We start from the raw sequence: 19,115 nt of genomic DNA, 5'->3' as shown, positions 1-19,115 counted from the left end.
GATTTGAAATACCTTAATTTCAAATCGTTCATCACTAATTGTTAATCATTAATTACTAATTATACTTGAATGAAAAGGCAGATTTTAATATTTGGAGGGACGACAGAAGGACGCAAAACAGCCAATTGGTTGAGCGACCTGAAGCAGCTGTTCTACTATTCGACCAAAACTAATAGTCATCCTCTTATTTCGGAGATGGGCGAGTGTTTGTCGGGTGGTATGAATGAGGAAGAGATGATTGAATTCTGCCGTATTCAGGAGATTAAATTAATTGTAGATGCAGCCCATCCCTTTGCAGCTGACTTACATTTCAATCTGCATCGTGTTGCGAGTGAATTGGATATTGCAATTGTTCGTATAGAACGTGAGTTTGTTGAGAGGGTTGAAAATGAACATATTCATTATTTGCCATCGATGGATGACTGTATTGAGTCGATTCAGAATAAAGGTATTGAACGAGTGCTTTCTTTGGTAGGTGTTAAAAATCTTCCGAAAATAAGGAAGGCCTTACCCGACTGTGATATTTGGTTTCGTATTCTCAATTTTCCCGATTCCATTCGTATTGCTAATGATGCGAATGTGAAGGTAGATCGATTGATTGTGTCTTCTCGTTTTGAAAATCTGCTTTTAGAGGAAGCTTTGATCAAAGAGAATGCTATTCAAGCTATCATGACCAAGGAGAGTGGTTATTCGGGTTTACTCGATAAGAAAATGGATCTAGCGATTAAGCTTGAGATTCCACTTTTTATTGTGAAGCGTCCTGATTTACCAGAATACGATAAGATTATTAAAACCCGATCAGAGTTTCAATCCTATTTGGATGAAGTTTTTGGAATAAAACGCCTGGAGTTAGCTCATGGTTATACGACTGGGACTTGTGCCTCTATTTCAGCGAAAGCTGCTTTAATCGCTTTAATCAATCAGGAGAAAAGGGCTTGGGAACGTGTTGATTTACCTAAGGGTAAGGAAGCGATAATACCCATTCATTATACAGAGTTTACTAAAGAATATGGAATCTGTACGGTGATAAAAAATTCGGGTGATGATCCGGATGTGACTGACGGAACAGAGATTGGTTGTAGAATAAGCTTTAATGATACAGGCGAAATTCGATTTGTTAAGGGTGAAGGAGTAGGTATAGTGACTAAGGCAGGTTTGGAAATGCCAATTGGTGATCCTGCAGTAAATCCAACGCCTCGAAAGATAATTGAACGAGAACTAAATCAGATATTGAATAAATATCAATTAATAAATGGTGTTGATGTTTCAATCTTTGTGCCCATGGGTGCTAAGCTAGCTAAGAAAACCTTTAACCCACGTCTGGGAATTGAAGGTGGAATTTCTATCATTGGAACAACGGGTATATTGAAACCCTTTTCGGCTGAGGCATATGTGCAAACCATTAAGAAACATGTGAGGTTTGCCGTAGAGAATGGTAGTTCGCAGGTATTTATAAACTCGGGAGGTCGATCTGAGCGCTATCTGAAGCTAAAATTCCCTGAAATGCCGCAGCAGGCTTATATCCAATACGGCAACTTTATCGGAGATACCATTCATGCTATAAATGGGAGTGGTGTTGAAAAGGTAAGTATGGGTATCATGATGGGTAAGGCCGTAAAGTTAGCCGAAGGTCATTTAGATACACACAGTAAAAAGGTCGTTTTTAATAAGGATTTTTTGATTGAGCTTGCAAAGGAAGCTAATTACGATCCGTCATATGTCAATCAGATAAAAGAGGTGAATATGGCGCGGGATTTAGAAGGTATTTTCCCTTTTAATGAGGATGAAGTTTTCTACAAGCATCTGAAAAGCAAATGTTGCCAAGTACTGGAGAAAGAGATTGAAGATTATGAAATCGAATTACTCCTGATGAATATCAAAGGGGAGATAATCTGACTTGCATTGAGCGCAGTCGAAATGTGATGCGTCGATATGACGATGTGTTAATGTTGATTCCATACATCAAGCTACATCTTAAATATTAAGCTGAAATATAATTTAAAACCTGATAGAGAACTCGTATCTGTCAGCGTTTAGAAAAAGGAAACGAAAATGAAGAAACTATTTGTCCTATTAGCCATACTATCACCTATTCCTGCATTTAGTATGCACATTATGGAAGGCTTTTTGCCAGCTTTCTGGTCCATGTTTTGGTCTTTGGTTTACTTGCCTATTTTTATTCTGGGTTTTAGAAAAATTAAGCATTTGCTCGTTGAGAAGCCTGAACTAAAACTGCTTTTAGCTTTAGCCACCGCTTTTGCCTTTGTTTTATCTGCACTTAAGTTGCCATCGGTGAGTGGTTCTTGTTCGCATCCAACAGGAGTTGGTTTAGGCGCTCTGCTTTTTGGTCCTTGGGTGATGTCCGTCATTGGTGTTTTGGTGCTTTTGTTTCAGGTTTTGTTGTTGGCACATGGTGGTGTTACAACGCTTGGAGCGAACGCTTTTTCAATGGCTTTTATTGGCCCTGTGTTTACCTGGTTAGTTTTCTCGCTGAGCAATAAGTTGGGTCTTAATAAGAAAGTGGCTGTGTTTTTAGCTGTTTTTGTAGGGAATATGGCAACCTATATTTGTACATCTGCACAACTGGCTTTTGCACACCCCGATGTGGTAAATGGCGTGACGACAGCATTTTATAAATTCGTTGGCATTTTTGGTCTGACTCAGATCCCTATTGCAATAATCGAAGGCTTATTAACCGTTGTGGTAGTGAATTTATTGTCAGATCACGTGCCTATGCGATTCGATTTTCTGAGTCAATATAAAAAGAGAAGTTGATGTGGTAATGATTTAATGTGGTGATATGACTTGCATTGAGCGCAGTCGAAATGTGATGATAATAATAATAAGATATGATGAGTAATAAAACAAGTAACCTGCTTTTGATAAGCGCTATTATCTTAATTGTAGTGCTAACCCTATATTATTATCCTAATGCTGAATTTGCTGGCGCAGATGGTTTGGCTGAAGATTATATAACACAATCACAACCGAATTATAAACCCTGGTTTTCGAATATTTGGGAACCACCAAGTGGCGAAATTGAAAGCCTATTGTTTTCTTTGCAAGCCGCTATCGGAACAGGAGTCGTAGCCTACGTGATTGGCTACTATAAAGGCAAGAAGAAAGCATTGAAATGATGAGTTGTGATTTCAGATTTGCGATTAAAATCTAGACCAAAATTCTTAAATCATAATTACTAACTCATAATTCAATATTGAGCGTGTTTATAAGCGAAAAATACAATTTCCTGCAGGCTAAGATCACCCAGCATCCTTTCGAAAAGTTTACTTTTTTTGTAGCTTTTCTTTTGGGTAGTTTGTTGACGCAAAATATTCTGTCCCCCTTTCTTGTTGTGACTTGCATTTCTACCTTCTTCCTTTATCATGCTTTGTCTGTAAAAGCCTTATTTCAAATTGCTGCACTACCCATGAGTTTTATGCTGGTAGCCGTTTTGAGTATCATTTGTATTATCAGTCAAGAAAGTTTTGAAGCGATTTATATCACTCAAATTGGCGACTATTATATTGGTTTTTCTCAAATCAGTTTAGATATAGGAATATTCATTATAGTAAAGGCTATGGGAGCCATGTTTGCTTTCTATTTTCTGATTCTCACCAGCCCCATCGATGAGATTGAATATCTGTTAAGGAAAATGAAATTGCCTGATTTACTGGTTGAACTCTTTGTATTGTCTTTTCGATTTATTACCATTTTGCTCCTTTTTTCGAGGCAATGTTATTTGTCACAGAAAAAGCGAATGGCTTACCGATCATTCTCATCATCTATTCGATCCTTAGGCATGCTAATTTCATCGGTCTTGATAAAATCTCTTATTCATGCTGATTTTTCACAACAAGCCTTATTGAACAGAGGTTATAGAGGCGAAATGAGATTTATTGAAATTCATGAGCCCTTTGTATTAAAACGAAGCATTATAGCTCTTTTATTAATGATAGCCTTAGTGGCTATTGGTCAGCTGCGGCTTTAATTCTTTAAATACTTATCATCACATCACCATATTATCAGATCATCAAATCAACTCATCACTATATAAAAATGTCTTATATACAACTTGAACATATCAGCTTTGAATACCCTAATCAGACTTTGGCTCTCGATGAAGTGAACCTGAATATTGATAAAGGCCAAAAGGTGGCAGTTGTTGGAGAAAATGGCTCGGGGAAATCATCCCTGTTTTTATGTCTTTGTGGTATTCATCACGCACAAACAGGGCGTTATATTCTTGATGGAGAAGAACAAAAATGCAAGCGTAAGGATAGAAATAAGCTTTTTAGAAAGGTGGGCTATGTGTTTCAGGATCCCGAGGTGCAATTGTTTGCTTCGACGGTAGAGAAGGATATTTCTTTTGGAGCGATTAATGCCGGGATGAAGGGTGAAGCCTTACAAGCTTGTATGGATGAGGTGATGGAGATGACTCAAACACACGACTTAAGAAAGAAACCACCTCACCAGCTGAGTTATGGCCAGAAGAAGCGTGTCGCAATAGCAGGTGTATTGGCTTGTAAGCCCGAAGTTTTGCTTTTAGATGAGCCTTTTGCCTGGTTGGATAATCAGCAGAAGAAAAATACCATTCAGGTGCTGGATCATTTACATGAGCAGAATAAAACCATCATTATCTCTACCCATGACATCAACTTTGCTTATGAATGGGCCGATAAACTTGTGGTGATGAAAGAGGGGCGGGTTTTGGCAACGGGGCACCCACAAGGCTTATTAGATAATGAAGATTTACTTGAAAAGGCTGGTTTGGAAATGCCTCTAATTCTGAAACTAACTAAGAAATTAGATTTAGATATAAGGCCGAATACGATGGAAGAGTTTTTAAGGGTTTAAAACTTCTAAAGGTCAAAAAGTCGAAATGTCCAGACTTGCTGACGATTCGACTTTTAAGACTGTTTGACTTTCCAGATTTTTATAGTGCTATTAGGCCTTCAATATGTTTGGCTTGTTCATAAATGGCGATAACAGCATCGGCATCTTTCATTATAATTTTCACGGTAATACTGATAAAACGAATATCCTTTGATGTTTTAAAGGCAAATTGGGTTTCTGCTGGAAAAAGAGCTTTCACTGCTTCTAGTTTATCTTCTTTATTAGGGATGATGAATTTGAACATATATAGTGCAGGCCATTGAGCAGATTCAATAAGTTGTTCACGTAATTGGTTATATTTTTCTGGATCCATTTTTAAGCTTCATTAATTTTTTGCAAAAGTCGAAAAGATTTTTCAAAATACCACAATTGATAGGAAGTTATTATACCAATTTACCGATTATTCATTCTTTAGCTTATACTATTGTTTTCATAATAAAAATGCTGATTAAACTCAGTATTTTCAGCATAAATTACATTGGGTTTTTAATGATCAAATTATAAGAATCAATCATCCTTTTTTTAAGTAATTATTCCCTATATTAAGTGATATTATCAACAATCCCCCACAGCAATATTTGTTGATTTTAATCGTGTTTAACCCAAACTTTAACTTATGAAAAGAATGGTCTTCATTTCCGCCTTATGTCTTATTTTTCAAACAGCTTTTGCACAAAAACAAGACACTAAACTTACCCCTTTTTTTGAGATGAATTTTCAGACTTCTCTCAAGTCTTCTAATAATGATCTGGCGTTTGCATTTAAGTTTGTAAAAACCGATTGTATGTGTTTGAATACAAACATTGGTAAACAAATCTGCAAGCCAGAGACTGTTAATATTGCAAGAAATAGTAGCGGAAAGCATGGTGAGGGCAGATTTCCAGATGCTTATAGCGAAAGTCTGTGTAAACCTATAGTTATAAAAGAGTTTATAGGTAGTGACAGGAATAGTACTGGCAAACAGGGTGATGGGATATTTCCGGGCGCATACTCCAAGAATTTGAGAAAAAGTCTTCCAAACGTTCTTATAGATGATGTCGCAAGAAACAGTGGCGGTCGTAATAGCAATTAAGAAAGATCTTCAATTTCTTTTAAATTCAAATTTATGATCGATTAGGAATAAGTGGCTGCTTGTTTTAATTAAATAGGTTTTTAAATAATGAAGCTATTTTTTGAGTTATATTTGAAATAAGGAAATGTCTGATTATTATCTTTTCTGATAATTGTTTATAGCTCTTTATAGTGTATTGTAAATTAGGAATGCTTGGTTTGGGCATGATTACTGATAGGCATGTTTTTATAAGACTATTCGTTTGATTTTGTATAAAGTTTTTTATTTTTTTGCTTGCCTACTATTTAGTATCTTAAGATGTATGTCAGTATCCCCCAGCTTTATAAAGCTATGTTCTGACTGAATTCATTCTAAATCTTGTGCTATGAGAAAGGTGTTTTTAATCCTAGTATTAGTCTCGATTGTTTTATTTGCCTTGGGGCAAGATCAATATATTAATCGAGATATAAAGCCCAATATGAGCTTGCAAAATCCCAGGGCTTATACGCTCGATTTCTTCAATGGAATGAGTTTTCCTCAAGGAGATTTAAATAATTTTTTGAAGGATGGGTTTAATAGCGGGATTCTCTTACACAAAAAATTCTCAAAAAAAATATCAATAGGTCTGAGTGCCAATTATAGTCAATTTAATCATCGAGAAGCTTTGGGACTTGAGCAAAATTCAAAGCGACATGAATTAAATACAACTTCTTTTGAAATAGGCCCTCAGTACAATCTAAAATTTGGGCGATTCGCTCTCGAGTTTTATGGTCGATCGGGTTTGTCTATCGTCAATTCACCACAGACCTCTATGATGTATCCGGAAACGGATATAACCATTACGACCTTGGAGGCCTATAACAGTACAGCACTCATGACGCGTTTGGGTGCTAATATGACGGCTAATATCTTTCAAGGACTTAATTTTTATTTCAGCTCGGAATATCTGACCAGTTTAAATAAAGATATGAATTATCAAGTTCGTGATATTTCTGAAGCAATCAGGGAAGATGGAACGCTCGATTCGGATGCAGCTAATCAATTACCTTACAGAAATGAGAGGCTTTCATTATCTATGCTGAATGTGAATATTGGTGTTCGAATTTTCATAGGAGGTAATACCAATAAGCGAAAACATAAATCTCTTTATCAAGACAATGATTTATTGGGTGATTTTTTGATGTCTGAGAGGCCAATTTTCTCTAATAATGATATGGAAACTCGAACAGAAAACAATCATTCAAGTCAAGGTAATAAGGCTTCGATTGTAGCATCTGATTCTGATCAATATGATGAGTCTCGTGACCAGGACTTTCATTCAAATCGTCCAATCAATACTTCCATCATAGCTCCTGAGCATGAGGAGAAAGAAAGCCGATTAGATTCTCAAACAGTGCCAGCTGATGAGGCTACTTTAGCTGATATTCCAGAGGAGAAATTGAGATTTAAAAGCAAAGCGCAATTAGCTAAGGAAGAACGACAAAAGAAAAGAACTGAGCGTCGGCTTAAAAGGTTAAAGGCTAAATTGTAAAAGAATTAAGTTTGGGGTCTGGATGTAAAGCCTCTTGAAATAACAAATGAAATACCCCTCCCTAATTCCGATATGTATCGGGAGGGAGGGGTGTTTTATATTTATTAAATTAGTCTGTGGAGTTGCTACATTTACTTGGACAGTGAGTTAAGGTATAATTATCTTAATAATTTATATCTTAGAAAATGGAAAAAGAGAGACGAAAATTTAGTAGAGAGTTTAAATTAAATGCTGTTGAGTTAAGCTATTCTAGAGCAAATATAAAAGAACTAGCTCATGAGCTCGATGTACGTCCAGAACTTATTTATCGCATCGGGGTAGGTGGGTTTATGATCTCTAACTTTAACACTCTCGAAATTATCCTTATAATGCTTTATATAGCTTGCGGTTCTTTCTTTTGAAGAATTAACCATTACCCCATTTATGAACATTTTAATTGTATCCGATAAAAAACTTAAAAAGGTATCGGCATCTCCGGCTTCAAAATCTAAATTTCATTGGTGGTGATCAGTCGTTTGATCCCGAAAACTCTTGGGATAGTTCAAATAATACAATCCAGCAAACCAACTAAAATGGCATCTTAAATTATAAATATGTAAATTTAATAAGCTTGCTTTTATATCAGATTGATAAGATCACCCTTTAATTCCGACAATTGTAGGGAGCTCAATAAACAGAATAAGATTGTTATAAAGAGGTGCAAAAAAGAGAACACTAGGAGAGAAATAAGCTCAGGCTAAATTTTGAGCCAATAGAATTAAACTGGAAACAATGATCATGAAAAAGAAGACTTTTGGGACATTGGCAGGTGTTTTTACCCCAACTACCCTAACCATTCTCGGTGTCATTATGTACATCCGTCAACCTTGGGTTGTTGGTAATGCAGGAGTTATAGGAGCCTTGGCAATTGTTTTATTATCTGTTGCCATTACTTTTACAACGGCACTTAGCTTATCTTCTATCACAACCAATGTAAGAATTGGTAGTGGTGGAGCTTTTAGTTTGATTTCGCAATCTCTAGGTCTGGAGATTGGAGGAGCAATCGGAATTCCCTTTTATTTTGCTCAGGCCATTGCCGTTGCAATGTATATTTTTGGTTTCCGAGAAGGTATTCAGACGCTTACTCCCGATATTAATCCATTTATCCTCGATATCAGTATTTTTGCTCTGGTAATGATTATTGCCTTTATTAGTACCAGTTTTGCGTTTAAGATTCAATATGTGATTCTAGGAATTATTATTTTGTCCTTAGTGTCTATTTACGGAGCATTATTTGTTAATGATTTAAATTTTGACATCGCATGGTTTGGTACCTATCCCGGTTCGGTAGAGAACAACTTTAGTGGATCTTCGTTTTGGATAGTTTTCGCAGTATTTTTTCCCGCTGTCACTGGTGTTATGGCTGGAGCCAATATGTCTGGAGACCTTACTAACCCGAGAAAGAGCATTCCTTTAGGAACAATATCCTCTGTAATTATTACAACAATTATATATGTCAGCTTAATTTTTGTAGCTGCAGTTATTGCAACGCCCGAAGAGTTGTCAAAGAATTATAGTGTATTTATTGATAAGTCGTTGTTTAAGCCTATTGTATTAGCTGGGTTGTTAGGTGCAACTCTATCATCGGCACTTGGTTCATTTGTTGGTGCACCAAGAATATTATTGGCATTGGGTGAAAAACGCATTTTACCTAAAAGCCAATTATTGGCTAAACTCTCAAATAGAGGCGAACCGGTGAATGCTATGTTAATCACCGCGATAATTGTTTTGGTAGGTATTTCCTTACGTAATTTAAATACCATTGCACCAATACTTACCATGTTTTTTATGATTACTTATGCTATGGTGAATATAGTTGTCTTGGTGGAGCAAACATTAGGTTTGCCAAGTTACAGACCAACCCTAAAAATCCCAAGGATTATTCCCGCTTTTGGTGCTTTGGCATCAATTTCTATCATGTTTGTGATAAGCGTATTGGTTGCTTTGTTTTCCTTGGTTTTTATCGTACTTTTTTATCTGTATTTGGTGAGAATGAATATTAAATCTGCTGCAGGAGATTCAAGAAGTGGTTTATTTACGGCTTTGGCAGAGTGGGCAACAAAAAAGACAAATAATCTAAGACAAGAAAAAGAAGTAAGGTCATGGCGTCCGGATTTGCTAATGCCTGTCATCATGCCAAAAGAACTTAGAAGTTCTTTTAAACTGATTCATTCAATTATTTTTCCCAAAGGGTCAATAAAAATATTGGCTTTACGAAATGAAAATGAAAAAGAGCAGAAAAATCTGGAAAGCTTTCTTAAAAATTCAATAGAAAAATTTAAGGAAAGTGACTTGTCAGCCTCATACACAATGATTGATAATGCTGATTTTAATACCACGGTGAATGTGAGTATGCAATCGTTAAATGCTGCTTTTTTTAAACCCAATATTATATTTACAAGTATTGACTCTGAAACGGATAATTTATCGTACTATGATAAACTTACGATGGATGCCAAGAAGAATAACTTCGGGTTAATTATTTACATTCCTTTTTCATCAGCAGGTCTGGCAATTGAAAAAAATATCAATTTGTGGATGACAAATATTCCCGTAGATTGGAAGGAGAAATTTAATATCATGAATAATGATCTATCAACTCTGGTTTCATTGTTAATTTGCCGAAATTGGAAAGGAATTATTGATGTGCATATTCTTAATAATAATGAGAAATTAAATTTTTCAGAAGTCGACCTCGAAGATTTACATACTATGATCCGACTTCCCAAAAACTCAACCATGACTTTAAAGCAAGGCACTTTAATTGAAAATGTCAATTTGGAACGAAACACAGATGTAAATATCTTGAATATTGAGCAAGGAATGGGAGTTGATGATATGGTGAAAATTGTAAACCAATCCAGGGTATCGGCCATTTTTTGTGCTGATTCTGAATTTGAAAATGTTTTGGTATAAAAAAAATAATTAGTATTTGAATTTCTTAATGTGTTGATTTTTTAGAGATAAAAGATGAATGCTTATTGAGACTGAAATTCAATAAGTTGCGGTTCTCTTTAATTTTTCAATTGAATTAAGTATAATTAATTCAAAAAAGAATATTGGGTTTTATAAAGAGCATATTTCGATATTAACTTATCTTCGAATTTTGTAGGGCGTGAATGCAATGCAGAGGGGTTTAAATAAATAGAATATAAACAATAATAAATGGAATACCTAAAGTGCAATAAGTGTGGTCATTTAAATAAACTGAAAACAGAATATCAGGTTTTTTGTGCCGACTGCAATCAGAAACTGGATAATAACTATTCCGATTGGATAAGGAAACATTCTGATAAGTCTTTTGAAGACTTTAAAAGAATAGAATGCATCTCAGAAGAAGATATTAATAGGGTAAAACTCGAAAAACAAAAAAATGCCAAGCGCAAAGGGGCAAAATATTGGATTGGGCTTATTGCAACGGTTGCTATCGTTACCATAACAACAAACCTGGTTAACTTTTCGGTTACGGATTTTTTTAAAGAAGCGACCTTCGATAAAGCCATGATGGCAGCAGCAAGTCAGGTTAATGAATCTTGTCCCATAATGATTGATTCGGAGACAAGGCTCGATAATGCAATTGCCTTACCCAATAAAGTATTTCAGTACAATTACAGCTTGATAAATTATTTTAAAGAGGATTTGAATCTGGAAGAAGTAAAAGAGCAGATTGAACCTGGCATTATCAATTTTGTAAAGACCAATCCGGATATGAAGATTCAAAGGGATTTTAAATCGACAATAAGATATACATACAAGGATAAAGCCGGGATTCATTTGTTTACCATTGAGGTGAGCCCGGAAATGTATAAAGAGAAATCGTAAATTCTAAATAGCAGCATACAACAATGAAAATATTAGAACTTGAAAGAAGAGCGAATATAGAAGAAGATAAAAAGTTGCTATCCCATTATGATGTTTTTGAAAACCTATTAAAGGAATTGAGAACAAGAGATCTGCCATCGGCAATTATAGATACCATTAATAAAGATATTGAAGTGCTTAACTCATTTTCAGGGGCGAATAAGGACTTCTTGAAACTGCTAATAAAGAAGCAAACCAAGATTCTTCAATTATTGGAGAAAGAACTCAAACTGGTAAGGAAAAACCACTATATGACTTTATGGATGTCTATTGGAATGGCTGCCTTTGGACTTCCAATGGGTGCGGCATTCGGAGTCAGTTTAGGCAATATGGCCTTTATAGGTGTTGGCTTACCCTTGGGCATTGCACTGGGCATGGCCTATGGAACTACATTGGACAAAAAAGCATGTGAAGAGGGCAAACAGCTCAACGTAGATATTACATTCTAAACACACAAATCTAGATTACGTAAATGACAAAGAAACTATTCCCTGAAATAATTGAAAAGCATCCCAATGCCGATATTCCTATTGCTGGATTAGTGTCTAAATTAATACAAGCTGGCAATCAGCAGTTTGTTTTCATGGAGTTCGATGAGGACATTGAAGTGGCTGATCATTTCCACAATGCACAATGGGGAGTTGTACTTGAAGGAGAAATGGTGCTTAGTATTGATGGTATTCCGAGAACCTTAAGCAAAGGAGATACATACTATATTGAAAAGGATGTTGTGCATTCAGCCAAAATCAAGAAAGGTTATAAAGACTTAACTCTGTTTGACCAAGTAGATAGGTATAAAATAAAATGATTATATGGAAAAAATACAATTGTATAAAGTAAAAAAGGTTAATGTAAGATTCTTTATGTGGTTTAGTCTTTTTTTTGTGATTTTTGGATTAGTAGACCTAATTAATGCATCCATAAATGGATTTAACTCAAAATTTCCTGGAGGAGATTGGCTTTCTGTTATTTATATTCTACAGGGGATCACTTTTGCATTAATGGGTTATCAGCAAATGAAGAGAGGTCAATATTTTATCGAATGTGATGATAAGGAATTTAAGTATCTGATACCAAAATCGAAGACAGTTAAATGTCTTGCCATAGCTGATATGGAAGAATTAATAATGGATGGAATTGATATCCGATTTCAGGTTAAAGAAATAGAGCATCACATACGTTTGGAGCATATTGAATGGAAAGAATTAAATAGCGTGAAAGAGCTAATTTGGGACTTATCATTAAGATTAAGTCAGAATAATGCATAAGTTTGAGTGAAAATAATTTTCGGCTTACTTTTTTATTTCATTAATAAGCAAACTTGATCATGATAAAAATAAAAACAATTATTGTTACGACTGCTTTAGGCTTAGTTATTTTTTGTGGATGTAAAAATACAGTTCAAAAGACTGGAAATGACAAGCCCGAAAACCAGCTTGATAAGGAGTTGAGCTTAAATATTTACGGAAACTACGTTTCGGATGCTTATGCCAATAGAAATGAAGGTTACGATTGGGTTGCCGTTTCGATAAAAAAAGCCGGAGAAAACAAAATTAGCTTATCGGTTCGTTCACGAGCAGATAAAAAAAAGCCCAGCTGTACCTTTGATGCTATCTTTTACAAGCAAAACGATACTCTCTATCAAACTCGTATTGATGGAAAAGAGGTACTGCTCGCTATTCAGGATAAAACCATAAGCCTGAAAACAAAAAATGCGGCTGATAGTGGTATCTTATCCTTTTATTGCTCAGGTGGAGCAAGCCTGCTAGGAGAATACACCCAAATAGATGGAGAGCTGGATCCTAACCAAGTTGATAAAACCTTGTTTGCAAAATTTCTGCAATTACAAGGGATTGGATTTAGAATCACATCCGTAAAAAATGATTCATGCCAGCTGCTTAGCATCGCCCCTTTGGGATTGGAAATTGACAACAGACTTGAAAATGTAGAAATTGATGGGAGAGTGCTTGATGCCGAGATTGAAGATTTAAATTCAGACGGTTCGCCGGAAGTGGTAATTTATATCAGTTCAGAGGGGAGTGGTAGTTATGGCGATGTGATTGCTTTTTCGGTGAATAATAAAAAATCGATGAGTCGAATCTATTTTGAAGCTGTTGCTCAGAATACGAAAATCAAGCAAGGCTATATGGGGCACGATGAGTTTGCGTTGGTAGAACGCTCATTGGTACAGCGTTTCCCAATCTATAAGGATGGCGATTCCAATGCCAATCCGACTGGCGGGACTAGACAAATTGCTTACGAACTTGTAGATGGTGAGGCATGCAGACGATTTGTTGTTAAGCAAATACAAGAATTTGAATAAGTTAATCTTTGGTTAACCTATTTTAGATCAAAAAATGTAAAATTAAAGCTATGGTTGAAGAGCCATAGCTTTAATTTTTTTTTAGCCTGTTTGATAGAAGTTTTTGTTTCGGTTTTTAGTTTTCATAAATTTGAGATTCTGAAAGCGGGATTGATCTTTGGATCTCTATTTGTTCAGGCTTTCACAAAAGGAGAGTTTAAAATATTAATCATAAATTGATGTTCAAAAATAGTTTTTACTTTTTTATACTCTTGTTGCTTTCCATTTCTTGCTCAAAAGAAGATGTCAGGAAAGATGAGATTGCCTTTTATCACTGGAAAGCAAAAGCAGATTTTACAAGATCCTATAGTGAGGCTATCAAAACGACAGATGCGAATACGGTTTATATGCATTATTTTGACATTGAGCCTTTAAAAGAACCTTCATGGAGAAATGATGGGATTTATCCAACCTATGTTTTGAAATCGGTCGACAAAGCCTATCAAAATCTGAATATTGTACCCGTTGTATACATTGCCAATCAGGTTTTTAAAACAAAAGAATTGGATGTGCCAGATCTTGCTAATAGGATTACAAAACTGGTTGATCAAATCAGTAGTAAACATTTTAAAAAGAAGATTGAGCAGGTTCAGATTGATTGTGACTGGACTGTGACTACGAGATCGCATTACTTCGCTTTGCTAGAAGCTTTAAAATGCAAATATGACATTGATGTTACGATTAGACTCCATCAGATTAAGTTCCAGGATAAAACAGGCGTACCTCCAGTGAACAAGGGAACGCTAATGCTTTATAATATGGGGGATTTAAGAAATAATGAGCAGAATTCTATTCTTGAAAGTGCTATTGTTGGGCAATATATCGACGAGGGAAGTACTTTCCCCTTAAAACTGAAAATTGCTTTGCCTTTATTTGCTCAAACCGTAGTGACCAATAACACTAAGAAGATTAAGCTAATTAAGGATGCGAATAGAACGGTTCTTGAAAAAGATTCGCATTTCAAGCAAATCAATTCAACTAATTTTGAAGTTGTGAAGGATACGCTATATAAAGGCTTTTATCTGGCTAAAGGCTACAATTTAAAACTTGAAAATGTTGAGCAGTCAGAAATCACTGCTTCCTACGACTTAATAAAGCAGAGTAAACTGCATACTGATGGTATCATTTTTTATCATTTGGATGATCGTAGCCTATTAAATTATGACTTAAAAAATACAATTGAAAAATTATGAGAAAGCTCTTAACCTATATATTCGTATTGATTTCATCCAGTGTTTTTGCCTGCGGAGGTGGCTATTGGGAGGGAATGAATTTTTATAATTTATTTAAGCAAACCAATATCGCTGCTGAAGAATTCTATCCCTTCTTAAGAAGTGAATACAATGCTTTTTACGGGGAAGATTTTTATGGACAAACTAAGCCTCTTGTATATCCCAAAGGGAATGTGGCCCTTTGGCATGAATTGCTGATCGGTTGGGATACTCAAGACATTGAGAAAGCAGTCTACGAATTCGATAAATTCGATTGGTCGGGGAAAGATTCTGCCATAGAGCAATCTGCGAAGACTTATCTTGCTTTTGCCAATCGTTGTTCTAATGCCTTTTCTTACAGAACTCGTTTAAATTCCTGGGATTACGATGAGGTATTGGAGAAAGAAACGGTTGATGAAGAAGCCTTGCTCAAGGAAGCGAATTTGCTCTTGAGTCAAGTGAGTAATCAGCAGTTGCAAATGCGATATTATTACCAGATGATTCGAATTATGCATTATTCGAAGGATTGGACAGCTGCCCTTCGTTTTTATGAATCGAAAGTTGAAGATCAATTTCCTAAGAATGAAATGTATTATTACATAAGTGATCAGGTAGCAGGTTGTTATTATTCTCTTGAGAATTATGAAAAAGCAGCCTACTTGTTCACCAAAGTCCTAAATAAGAGTCTGGATAGAAAGAAAACAGCTTTCTCGAGTTATAACTTTTGTACGTATAAGAATGCCGAGGGAAAATCTCTTTTTAAAGGCTTAGACGATGAGAAGGACCTTTTGTTGATAAGGAGTTTGCGCAATTTTACTGATGAAGTAAGTAATATAAACCGTTTTATTGAATTGGATGCACAAGACGAAAGAGTGGAGCTTCTATTTATGCGTGCCTTAAATAATGTGGAACGAGAGGTGTGGCCCAAAGATATTGGCGTAGGAAATAAAAGCTTGCCCTTTTACGATAACAATAACACCTATAAGGATCTGTTAAGGATTGCAGAACAACAGGTTGTTCATTCAACTGTTACGAATAAGGCCTTTTGGAAACTATCAAGTTCCTATTTGTCATTTATTAAGCAAGATATTGCAAGTGCTAAAGCCAAGCTAGCTAAAGTTGAAGGCTATCCTGAGCAAAAGAAGAAATTAGCCATTATTTATGAGGTCTTTAGTTGGGAAAACTTGACGGTAGAGAATGAAAACTATCTGGCTAAAATATTAGCTGACAATCCTAAAAATACGGCTTGGATATCTGAAAATGAAAATGACTGGCGTCGTATAATTTTAGCTAAAGTTGCGCATACCTATTATAAAAATAACAAGCTAGCTAAAGCATTTTTGGTTCATAACACACTCGAAAATGTGAATCAGATTAATTCGATAGAATTACTTGAAGCTCTTGAGGCCTTTTATCTTCAAACCGATAAGAGTGAGTATGAGAAGGTTTTATTAAGTCATAAATCAAATGCATCACTCAATTTTATGGATTACATCAACGATCAAAAAGGGATCTATTATCTATATCAAAAAGATCCGGAATCTGCACTCGAATTTTTCAATAAAAACGAGACTTATGAAGGGCAATTACTGATTCCTGCCAGTATTTTTAGTAATAATCTTAAAGAATGCTTTAGTTGTTCTGTCGAAGAAGTTATGGACGATGAGGTTTATAAAGCTGATATCTTTTCTTTTATACAAGCCAGCTTTTCAAGAAAGAATCTGGCCAGGAATTTAATTGAACTGGAAAAACTGACTCAGAACGAAAAGAAATGGAAGGCAAAGCTAGCCAATTACCTTTTGGGGAATTATTATTTCAATATTTCAAACACGGGTTATTACAGGGGTTTATTAAGAAATAAGGGGAATTGCTGTGAGTATAGCTACATGCATTATGCCTACTATTCTAAAAGAAAAATCAGTAAGGATATTATTACAGAAAAGAAAGGTTATAATCTACTGGATATTAGTAATTATGGAGAGAGATATTTCGATTTAAGCAGCACAGCCATGCAGTACTATCAGAATGTGATGGAGATGTCTACCGACAAGGAGTTAAACGCAAGGTGTTTGTACCTGATGGCCAAGTGTGAGTTAAATACCTATTATAATCTGGGTAGCAAGGATGAGCTAAGCTTTCAAATATCGAAGTACTATGATTTGAAATTACCTAATTATAAAAGTTTCAAGATTCTAAAAGAGTCCTATGCCGATACCAAGTTTCATGAAATGATTATTAAAGAGTGTAGCTATTTTAGACTTTACAGTTCTCATTATTAACGAACAGAATTCGTTTTATATGTAAGTAATCTGTAAATTAAGGGAGCTTTTTAATACAAAATCTTCAACCTTAATTTATGCCTGATGAATACAATTTTAAGGAACATACTTGCAGTAGTAGCTGGTCTTATAGTAGGTAGTCTTGTTAATATGGGACTTGTCATGATTAGTGGTTCTATCATTCCACTGCCTACTGGGGCTGATACTTCAACAACTGAAGGCTTAAAAGAGGCTATGCATTTGTTCGAAGCCAAACATTTTATTTTCCCATTCCTGGCTCATGCTTGTGGAACTTTAGTGGGGGCTTTTGTTGCCTATTTATTGGCAGGCAATCATCGGTTAAAGTTTGCCTTGGGAATTGGATGCTTTTTCTTTTTGGGTGGACTTACTAGCGTTCTAACGCTGCCTTCACCTTTATGGTTTAGTCTTCTCGATTTAATTGGAGCTTATTTGCCTATGGCTTGGTTTGGCGCACAATTGGCTAAGTCTTTCTCTAAAAACTAGCCTTTTGTTGATGCTGATTAAATATCAAGCAATCCTTTTTTATTAAGACGCTTATGACCCCGTTAGTGCGCGATTAGCTTCGCTGAGCTCCCTGCGGTCGGTTGTATCGCGTTCCTTGATAAAATATCGAATTCTTTCGTGCGGCATCGGGGGCTTGCTTCCGTGAGTTTTGAAAGGTTAACTCTTTTGAATCGCCCACGCAACTTAGTGTGCCAAGAAACAGCACATCGGCATAAATAGTGCTGCATGCTTTATTTAGCTCCGCTGATCTTCCTTTACCATAGATCAAATTTTAAAGCAAGCTTACAATCAAAGAAATTATAAATCAGGTTCGACCATCAAGTTAATTGAAAATACGCTTCCTCCAATATTACAAAATTGGAGGGAGCGTTTCTTTATAAGCAGAGGCTTACTAGAGGACTTGAATTCTGGCAGATAGCTTTTATCTGCCAGAATTTTCGTAGAACGAGCTTTCTATTAGTTTTGTGAGGTCAATACTAGTTCTTTTAGAGTTTCATTACCCGGATGATCAAAGGCTTTAACAACAACTTTATCCCCGCCATATTCTGCATTAGCAACACTGGCAGCATAGTGCCATTCAAAAGGATTCCCATTGGTGCTGGCCATGCCTTTTTCCACTAGGCTGCCATCGGTATGGTAAATTTCAACAGAAACTTTCTCTACCTCAAGATCATCATAAGCTTCTATAATTATCTCATCACCAATCTCACCATGATAAGCATTGGCATTAAGTGTTTCGATAACAGGCGGTCGCAGATAATCTTGAACGGCTAAATTATTGGGAGTCCGTATCCCTTTGGCCTTTGCCGCCATACGATACTTTTCACCAAATACGGGATCGGCCATCTGAGTTTGGGCATAATGGGCAGCTTTAGTAAATAATTTACGCTGGTCTACCTGTTTTTCACTACTGATACCCGTTGGAGTGGGGCTGCTTGAGACAACCGTTTTTCCATTACTTTGTCTAAAAACTAAATTTTTACCGAGCTTACCACTTAAGCCATCGGTTACGATATTCTTTTTAACGAATGCCATAATAAATTAATTTAAAAGTGAATAATATAAACGCAGTTTAGTCTTAAATTTCAAAACCGTTAAAATCCTGTAAACAGATCGAAATCTATGACTAAGTTCCAACTATTTTATTTGAATGGCAAAATGTCTCATCTTCGATATCGAAGGTAAGCAGGTCAGAAACAAAATATTAAGTTTGTTTCTATTGAATAATAAAAAGTTCAATTTGGCTTTCTTGTAGCTTCGGGCTTCCTTCACTCTTCCTTCGGGTAAGCTTCGTATAAGCCATATTCGGGTTTTGGAAACATAATAATTGAGTTGAGAATGCTTTTTTATGTAAATCAACTTT

At 35.7% G+C, this 19,115-nt stretch carries 19 protein-coding genes; 17 read left to right on the top strand and 2 right to left on the bottom strand.

Annotated elements, in window-relative coordinates:
* Positions 1–69: 69 nt before the first annotated feature.
* The 5 genes from cbiD (at position 70) to DWB61_RS13495 (ending at position 4,854) form a co-directional block, all read left to right on the top strand.
* Positions 70–1,896, top strand: coding sequence for a cobalt-precorrin-5B (C(1))-methyltransferase CbiD (cbiD, locus tag DWB61_RS13515; protein ID WP_125031442.1), 1,827 nt, complete (start codon positions 70–72; stop codon positions 1,894–1,896).
* A gap of 156 nt (positions 1,897–2,052) precedes the next feature.
* Positions 2,053–2,775, top strand: coding sequence for an energy-coupling factor ABC transporter permease (locus tag DWB61_RS13510; protein WP_125031441.1), 723 nt, complete (start codon positions 2,053–2,055; stop codon positions 2,773–2,775).
* 77 nt (positions 2,776–2,852) lie between these two features.
* Entirely contained in the window at positions 2,853–3,137 is a 285-nt protein-coding gene (locus tag DWB61_RS13505; protein ID WP_125031440.1) for an energy-coupling factor ABC transporter substrate-binding protein, read from the top strand.
* 83 nt (positions 3,138–3,220) lie between these two features.
* Complete coding sequence (locus DWB61_RS13500) at positions 3,221–3,988, top strand: energy-coupling factor transporter transmembrane component T (protein ID WP_158614425.1); 768 nt, start codon at positions 3,221–3,223, stop codon at positions 3,986–3,988.
* A 68-nt stretch (positions 3,989–4,056) separates the two neighbouring features.
* Entirely contained in the window at positions 4,057–4,854 is a 798-nt protein-coding gene (locus tag DWB61_RS13495) for an energy-coupling factor ABC transporter ATP-binding protein (protein ID WP_125031438.1), read from the top strand.
* 79 nt (positions 4,855–4,933) lie between these two features.
* Here the strand turns inward: DWB61_RS13495 and DWB61_RS13490 are convergent, their stop codons facing one another.
* A complete protein-coding gene (locus tag DWB61_RS13490) occupies positions 4,934–5,206 on the bottom strand; it encodes a DUF493 family protein (protein WP_125031437.1) in 273 nt (90 codons plus the stop codon).
* Positions 5,207–5,509: 303 nt separating this feature from the next.
* Here DWB61_RS13490 and DWB61_RS13485 point away from each other — a divergent pair, with 303 nt between their 5' ends.
* From DWB61_RS13485 to DWB61_RS13430, 12 genes are all read left to right on the top strand, one after another.
* Positions 5,510–5,965 carry a hypothetical protein gene (locus DWB61_RS13485; RefSeq protein ID WP_125031436.1) on the top strand — a complete coding sequence of 152 codons (456 nt, stop codon included), beginning with the start codon at positions 5,510–5,512 and terminating at the stop codon, positions 5,963–5,965.
* 364 nt (positions 5,966–6,329) lie between these two features.
* Positions 6,330–7,475 carry a hypothetical protein gene (locus DWB61_RS13480; protein WP_125031435.1) on the top strand — a complete coding sequence of 382 codons (1,146 nt, stop codon included), beginning with the start codon at positions 6,330–6,332 and terminating at the stop codon, positions 7,473–7,475.
* 185 nt (positions 7,476–7,660) lie between these two features.
* Positions 7,661–7,876 (top strand): transposase, encoded by a 216-nt coding sequence (locus tag DWB61_RS13475; RefSeq protein ID WP_125031434.1) that lies wholly within the window; start codon positions 7,661–7,663, stop codon positions 7,874–7,876.
* A gap of 376 nt (positions 7,877–8,252) precedes the next feature.
* On the top strand, positions 8,253–10,430 hold the full coding sequence (locus DWB61_RS13470) for an amino acid permease (RefSeq protein ID WP_158614424.1): 2,178 nt from the start codon (positions 8,253–8,255) through the stop codon (positions 10,428–10,430).
* 249 nt (positions 10,431–10,679) lie between these two features.
* A complete protein-coding gene (locus tag DWB61_RS13465; protein WP_125031432.1) occupies positions 10,680–11,336 on the top strand; it encodes a hypothetical protein in 657 nt (218 codons plus the stop codon).
* A 23-nt stretch (positions 11,337–11,359) separates the two neighbouring features.
* Entirely contained in the window at positions 11,360–11,824 is a 465-nt protein-coding gene (locus DWB61_RS13460) for a hypothetical protein (protein ID WP_156190259.1), read from the top strand.
* A gap of 23 nt (positions 11,825–11,847) precedes the next feature.
* Positions 11,848–12,183, top strand: a complete 336-nt coding sequence (locus DWB61_RS13455; protein WP_125031431.1) for a cupin domain-containing protein — start codon at positions 11,848–11,850, stop codon at positions 12,181–12,183.
* Positions 12,184–12,187: 4 nt separating this feature from the next.
* Positions 12,188–12,643, top strand: coding sequence for a hypothetical protein (locus tag DWB61_RS13450; RefSeq protein ID WP_125031430.1), 456 nt, complete (start codon positions 12,188–12,190; stop codon positions 12,641–12,643).
* Between the two features lie 59 nt (positions 12,644–12,702).
* Positions 12,703–13,698: a PliI family lysozyme inhibitor of I-type lysozyme gene (locus tag DWB61_RS13445; protein WP_125031429.1), complete on the top strand. Its 996-nt coding sequence runs from the start codon at positions 12,703–12,705 to the stop codon at positions 13,696–13,698.
* A 218-nt stretch (positions 13,699–13,916) separates the two neighbouring features.
* Complete coding sequence (locus DWB61_RS13440; protein WP_125031428.1) at positions 13,917–14,930, top strand: hypothetical protein; 1,014 nt, start codon at positions 13,917–13,919, stop codon at positions 14,928–14,930.
* Positions 14,927–17,227 carry a hypothetical protein gene (locus tag DWB61_RS13435; RefSeq protein WP_125031427.1) on the top strand — a complete coding sequence of 767 codons (2,301 nt, stop codon included), beginning with the start codon at positions 14,927–14,929 and terminating at the stop codon, positions 17,225–17,227. The genes DWB61_RS13440 and DWB61_RS13435 overlap by 4 nt, the downstream gene beginning before the upstream one ends.
* Positions 17,228–17,311: 84 nt before the next feature.
* Entirely contained in the window at positions 17,312–17,731 is a 420-nt protein-coding gene (locus DWB61_RS13430) for a hypothetical protein (protein ID WP_125031426.1), read from the top strand.
* A 477-nt stretch (positions 17,732–18,208) separates the two neighbouring features.
* Here DWB61_RS13430 and DWB61_RS13425 read toward each other — a convergent pair whose 3' ends face one another.
* A complete protein-coding gene (locus DWB61_RS13425) occupies positions 18,209–18,787 on the bottom strand; it encodes a hypothetical protein (RefSeq protein ID WP_125031425.1) in 579 nt (192 codons plus the stop codon).
* Positions 18,788–19,115: the final 328 nt, after the last annotated feature.

The sequence above is a fragment of the Ancylomarina euxina genome, from assembly GCF_003863355.1.
GTDB lineage: Bacteria > Bacteroidota > Bacteroidia > Bacteroidales > Marinifilaceae > Ancylomarina > Ancylomarina euxinus.
This window is presented reverse-complemented; position numbering and strand designations above follow the sequence as displayed.

Excerpts from the sequence above, each read along its gene's own strand:
- DWB61_RS13430 (WP_125031426.1), top strand. The coding sequence starts at position 17,312 with ATGAATACAATTTTAAGGAACATACTTGCAGTAGTAGCTGGTCTTATA.
- DWB61_RS13470 (WP_158614424.1), top strand. The coding sequence starts at position 8,253 with ATGAAAAAGAAGACTTTTGGGACATTGGCAGGTGTTTTTACCCCAACT.
- DWB61_RS13455 (WP_125031431.1), top strand. The coding sequence starts at position 11,848 with ATGACAAAGAAACTATTCCCTGAAATAATTGAAAAGCATCCCAATGCC.
- cbiD (WP_125031442.1), top strand. The coding sequence starts at position 70 with ATGAAAAGGCAGATTTTAATATTTGGAGGGACGACAGAAGGACGCAAA.
- DWB61_RS13490 (WP_125031437.1), bottom strand. The coding sequence starts at position 5,206 with ATGGATCCAGAAAAATATAACCAATTACGTGAACAACTTATTGAATCT.
- DWB61_RS13450 (WP_125031430.1), top strand. The coding sequence starts at position 12,188 with ATGGAAAAAATACAATTGTATAAAGTAAAAAAGGTTAATGTAAGATTC.
- DWB61_RS13460 (WP_156190259.1), top strand. The coding sequence starts at position 11,360 with ATGAAAATATTAGAACTTGAAAGAAGAGCGAATATAGAAGAAGATAAA.
- DWB61_RS13425 (WP_125031425.1), bottom strand. The coding sequence starts at position 18,787 with ATGGCATTCGTTAAAAAGAATATCGTAACCGATGGCTTAAGTGGTAAG.
- DWB61_RS13485 (WP_125031436.1), top strand. The coding sequence starts at position 5,510 with ATGAAAAGAATGGTCTTCATTTCCGCCTTATGTCTTATTTTTCAAACA.
- DWB61_RS13480 (WP_125031435.1), top strand. The coding sequence starts at position 6,330 with ATGAGAAAGGTGTTTTTAATCCTAGTATTAGTCTCGATTGTTTTATTT.
- DWB61_RS13445 (WP_125031429.1), top strand. The coding sequence starts at position 12,703 with ATGATAAAAATAAAAACAATTATTGTTACGACTGCTTTAGGCTTAGTT.
- DWB61_RS13505 (WP_125031440.1), top strand. The coding sequence starts at position 2,853 with ATGAGTAATAAAACAAGTAACCTGCTTTTGATAAGCGCTATTATCTTA.
- DWB61_RS13510 (WP_125031441.1), top strand. The coding sequence starts at position 2,053 with ATGAAGAAACTATTTGTCCTATTAGCCATACTATCACCTATTCCTGCA.
- DWB61_RS13495 (WP_125031438.1), top strand. The coding sequence starts at position 4,057 with ATGTCTTATATACAACTTGAACATATCAGCTTTGAATACCCTAATCAG.
- DWB61_RS13440 (WP_125031428.1), top strand. The coding sequence starts at position 13,917 with ATGTTCAAAAATAGTTTTTACTTTTTTATACTCTTGTTGCTTTCCATT.
- DWB61_RS13475 (WP_125031434.1), top strand. The coding sequence starts at position 7,661 with ATGGAAAAAGAGAGACGAAAATTTAGTAGAGAGTTTAAATTAAATGCT.
- DWB61_RS13435 (WP_125031427.1), top strand. The coding sequence starts at position 14,927 with ATGAGAAAGCTCTTAACCTATATATTCGTATTGATTTCATCCAGTGTT.
- DWB61_RS13465 (WP_125031432.1), top strand. The coding sequence starts at position 10,680 with ATGGAATACCTAAAGTGCAATAAGTGTGGTCATTTAAATAAACTGAAA.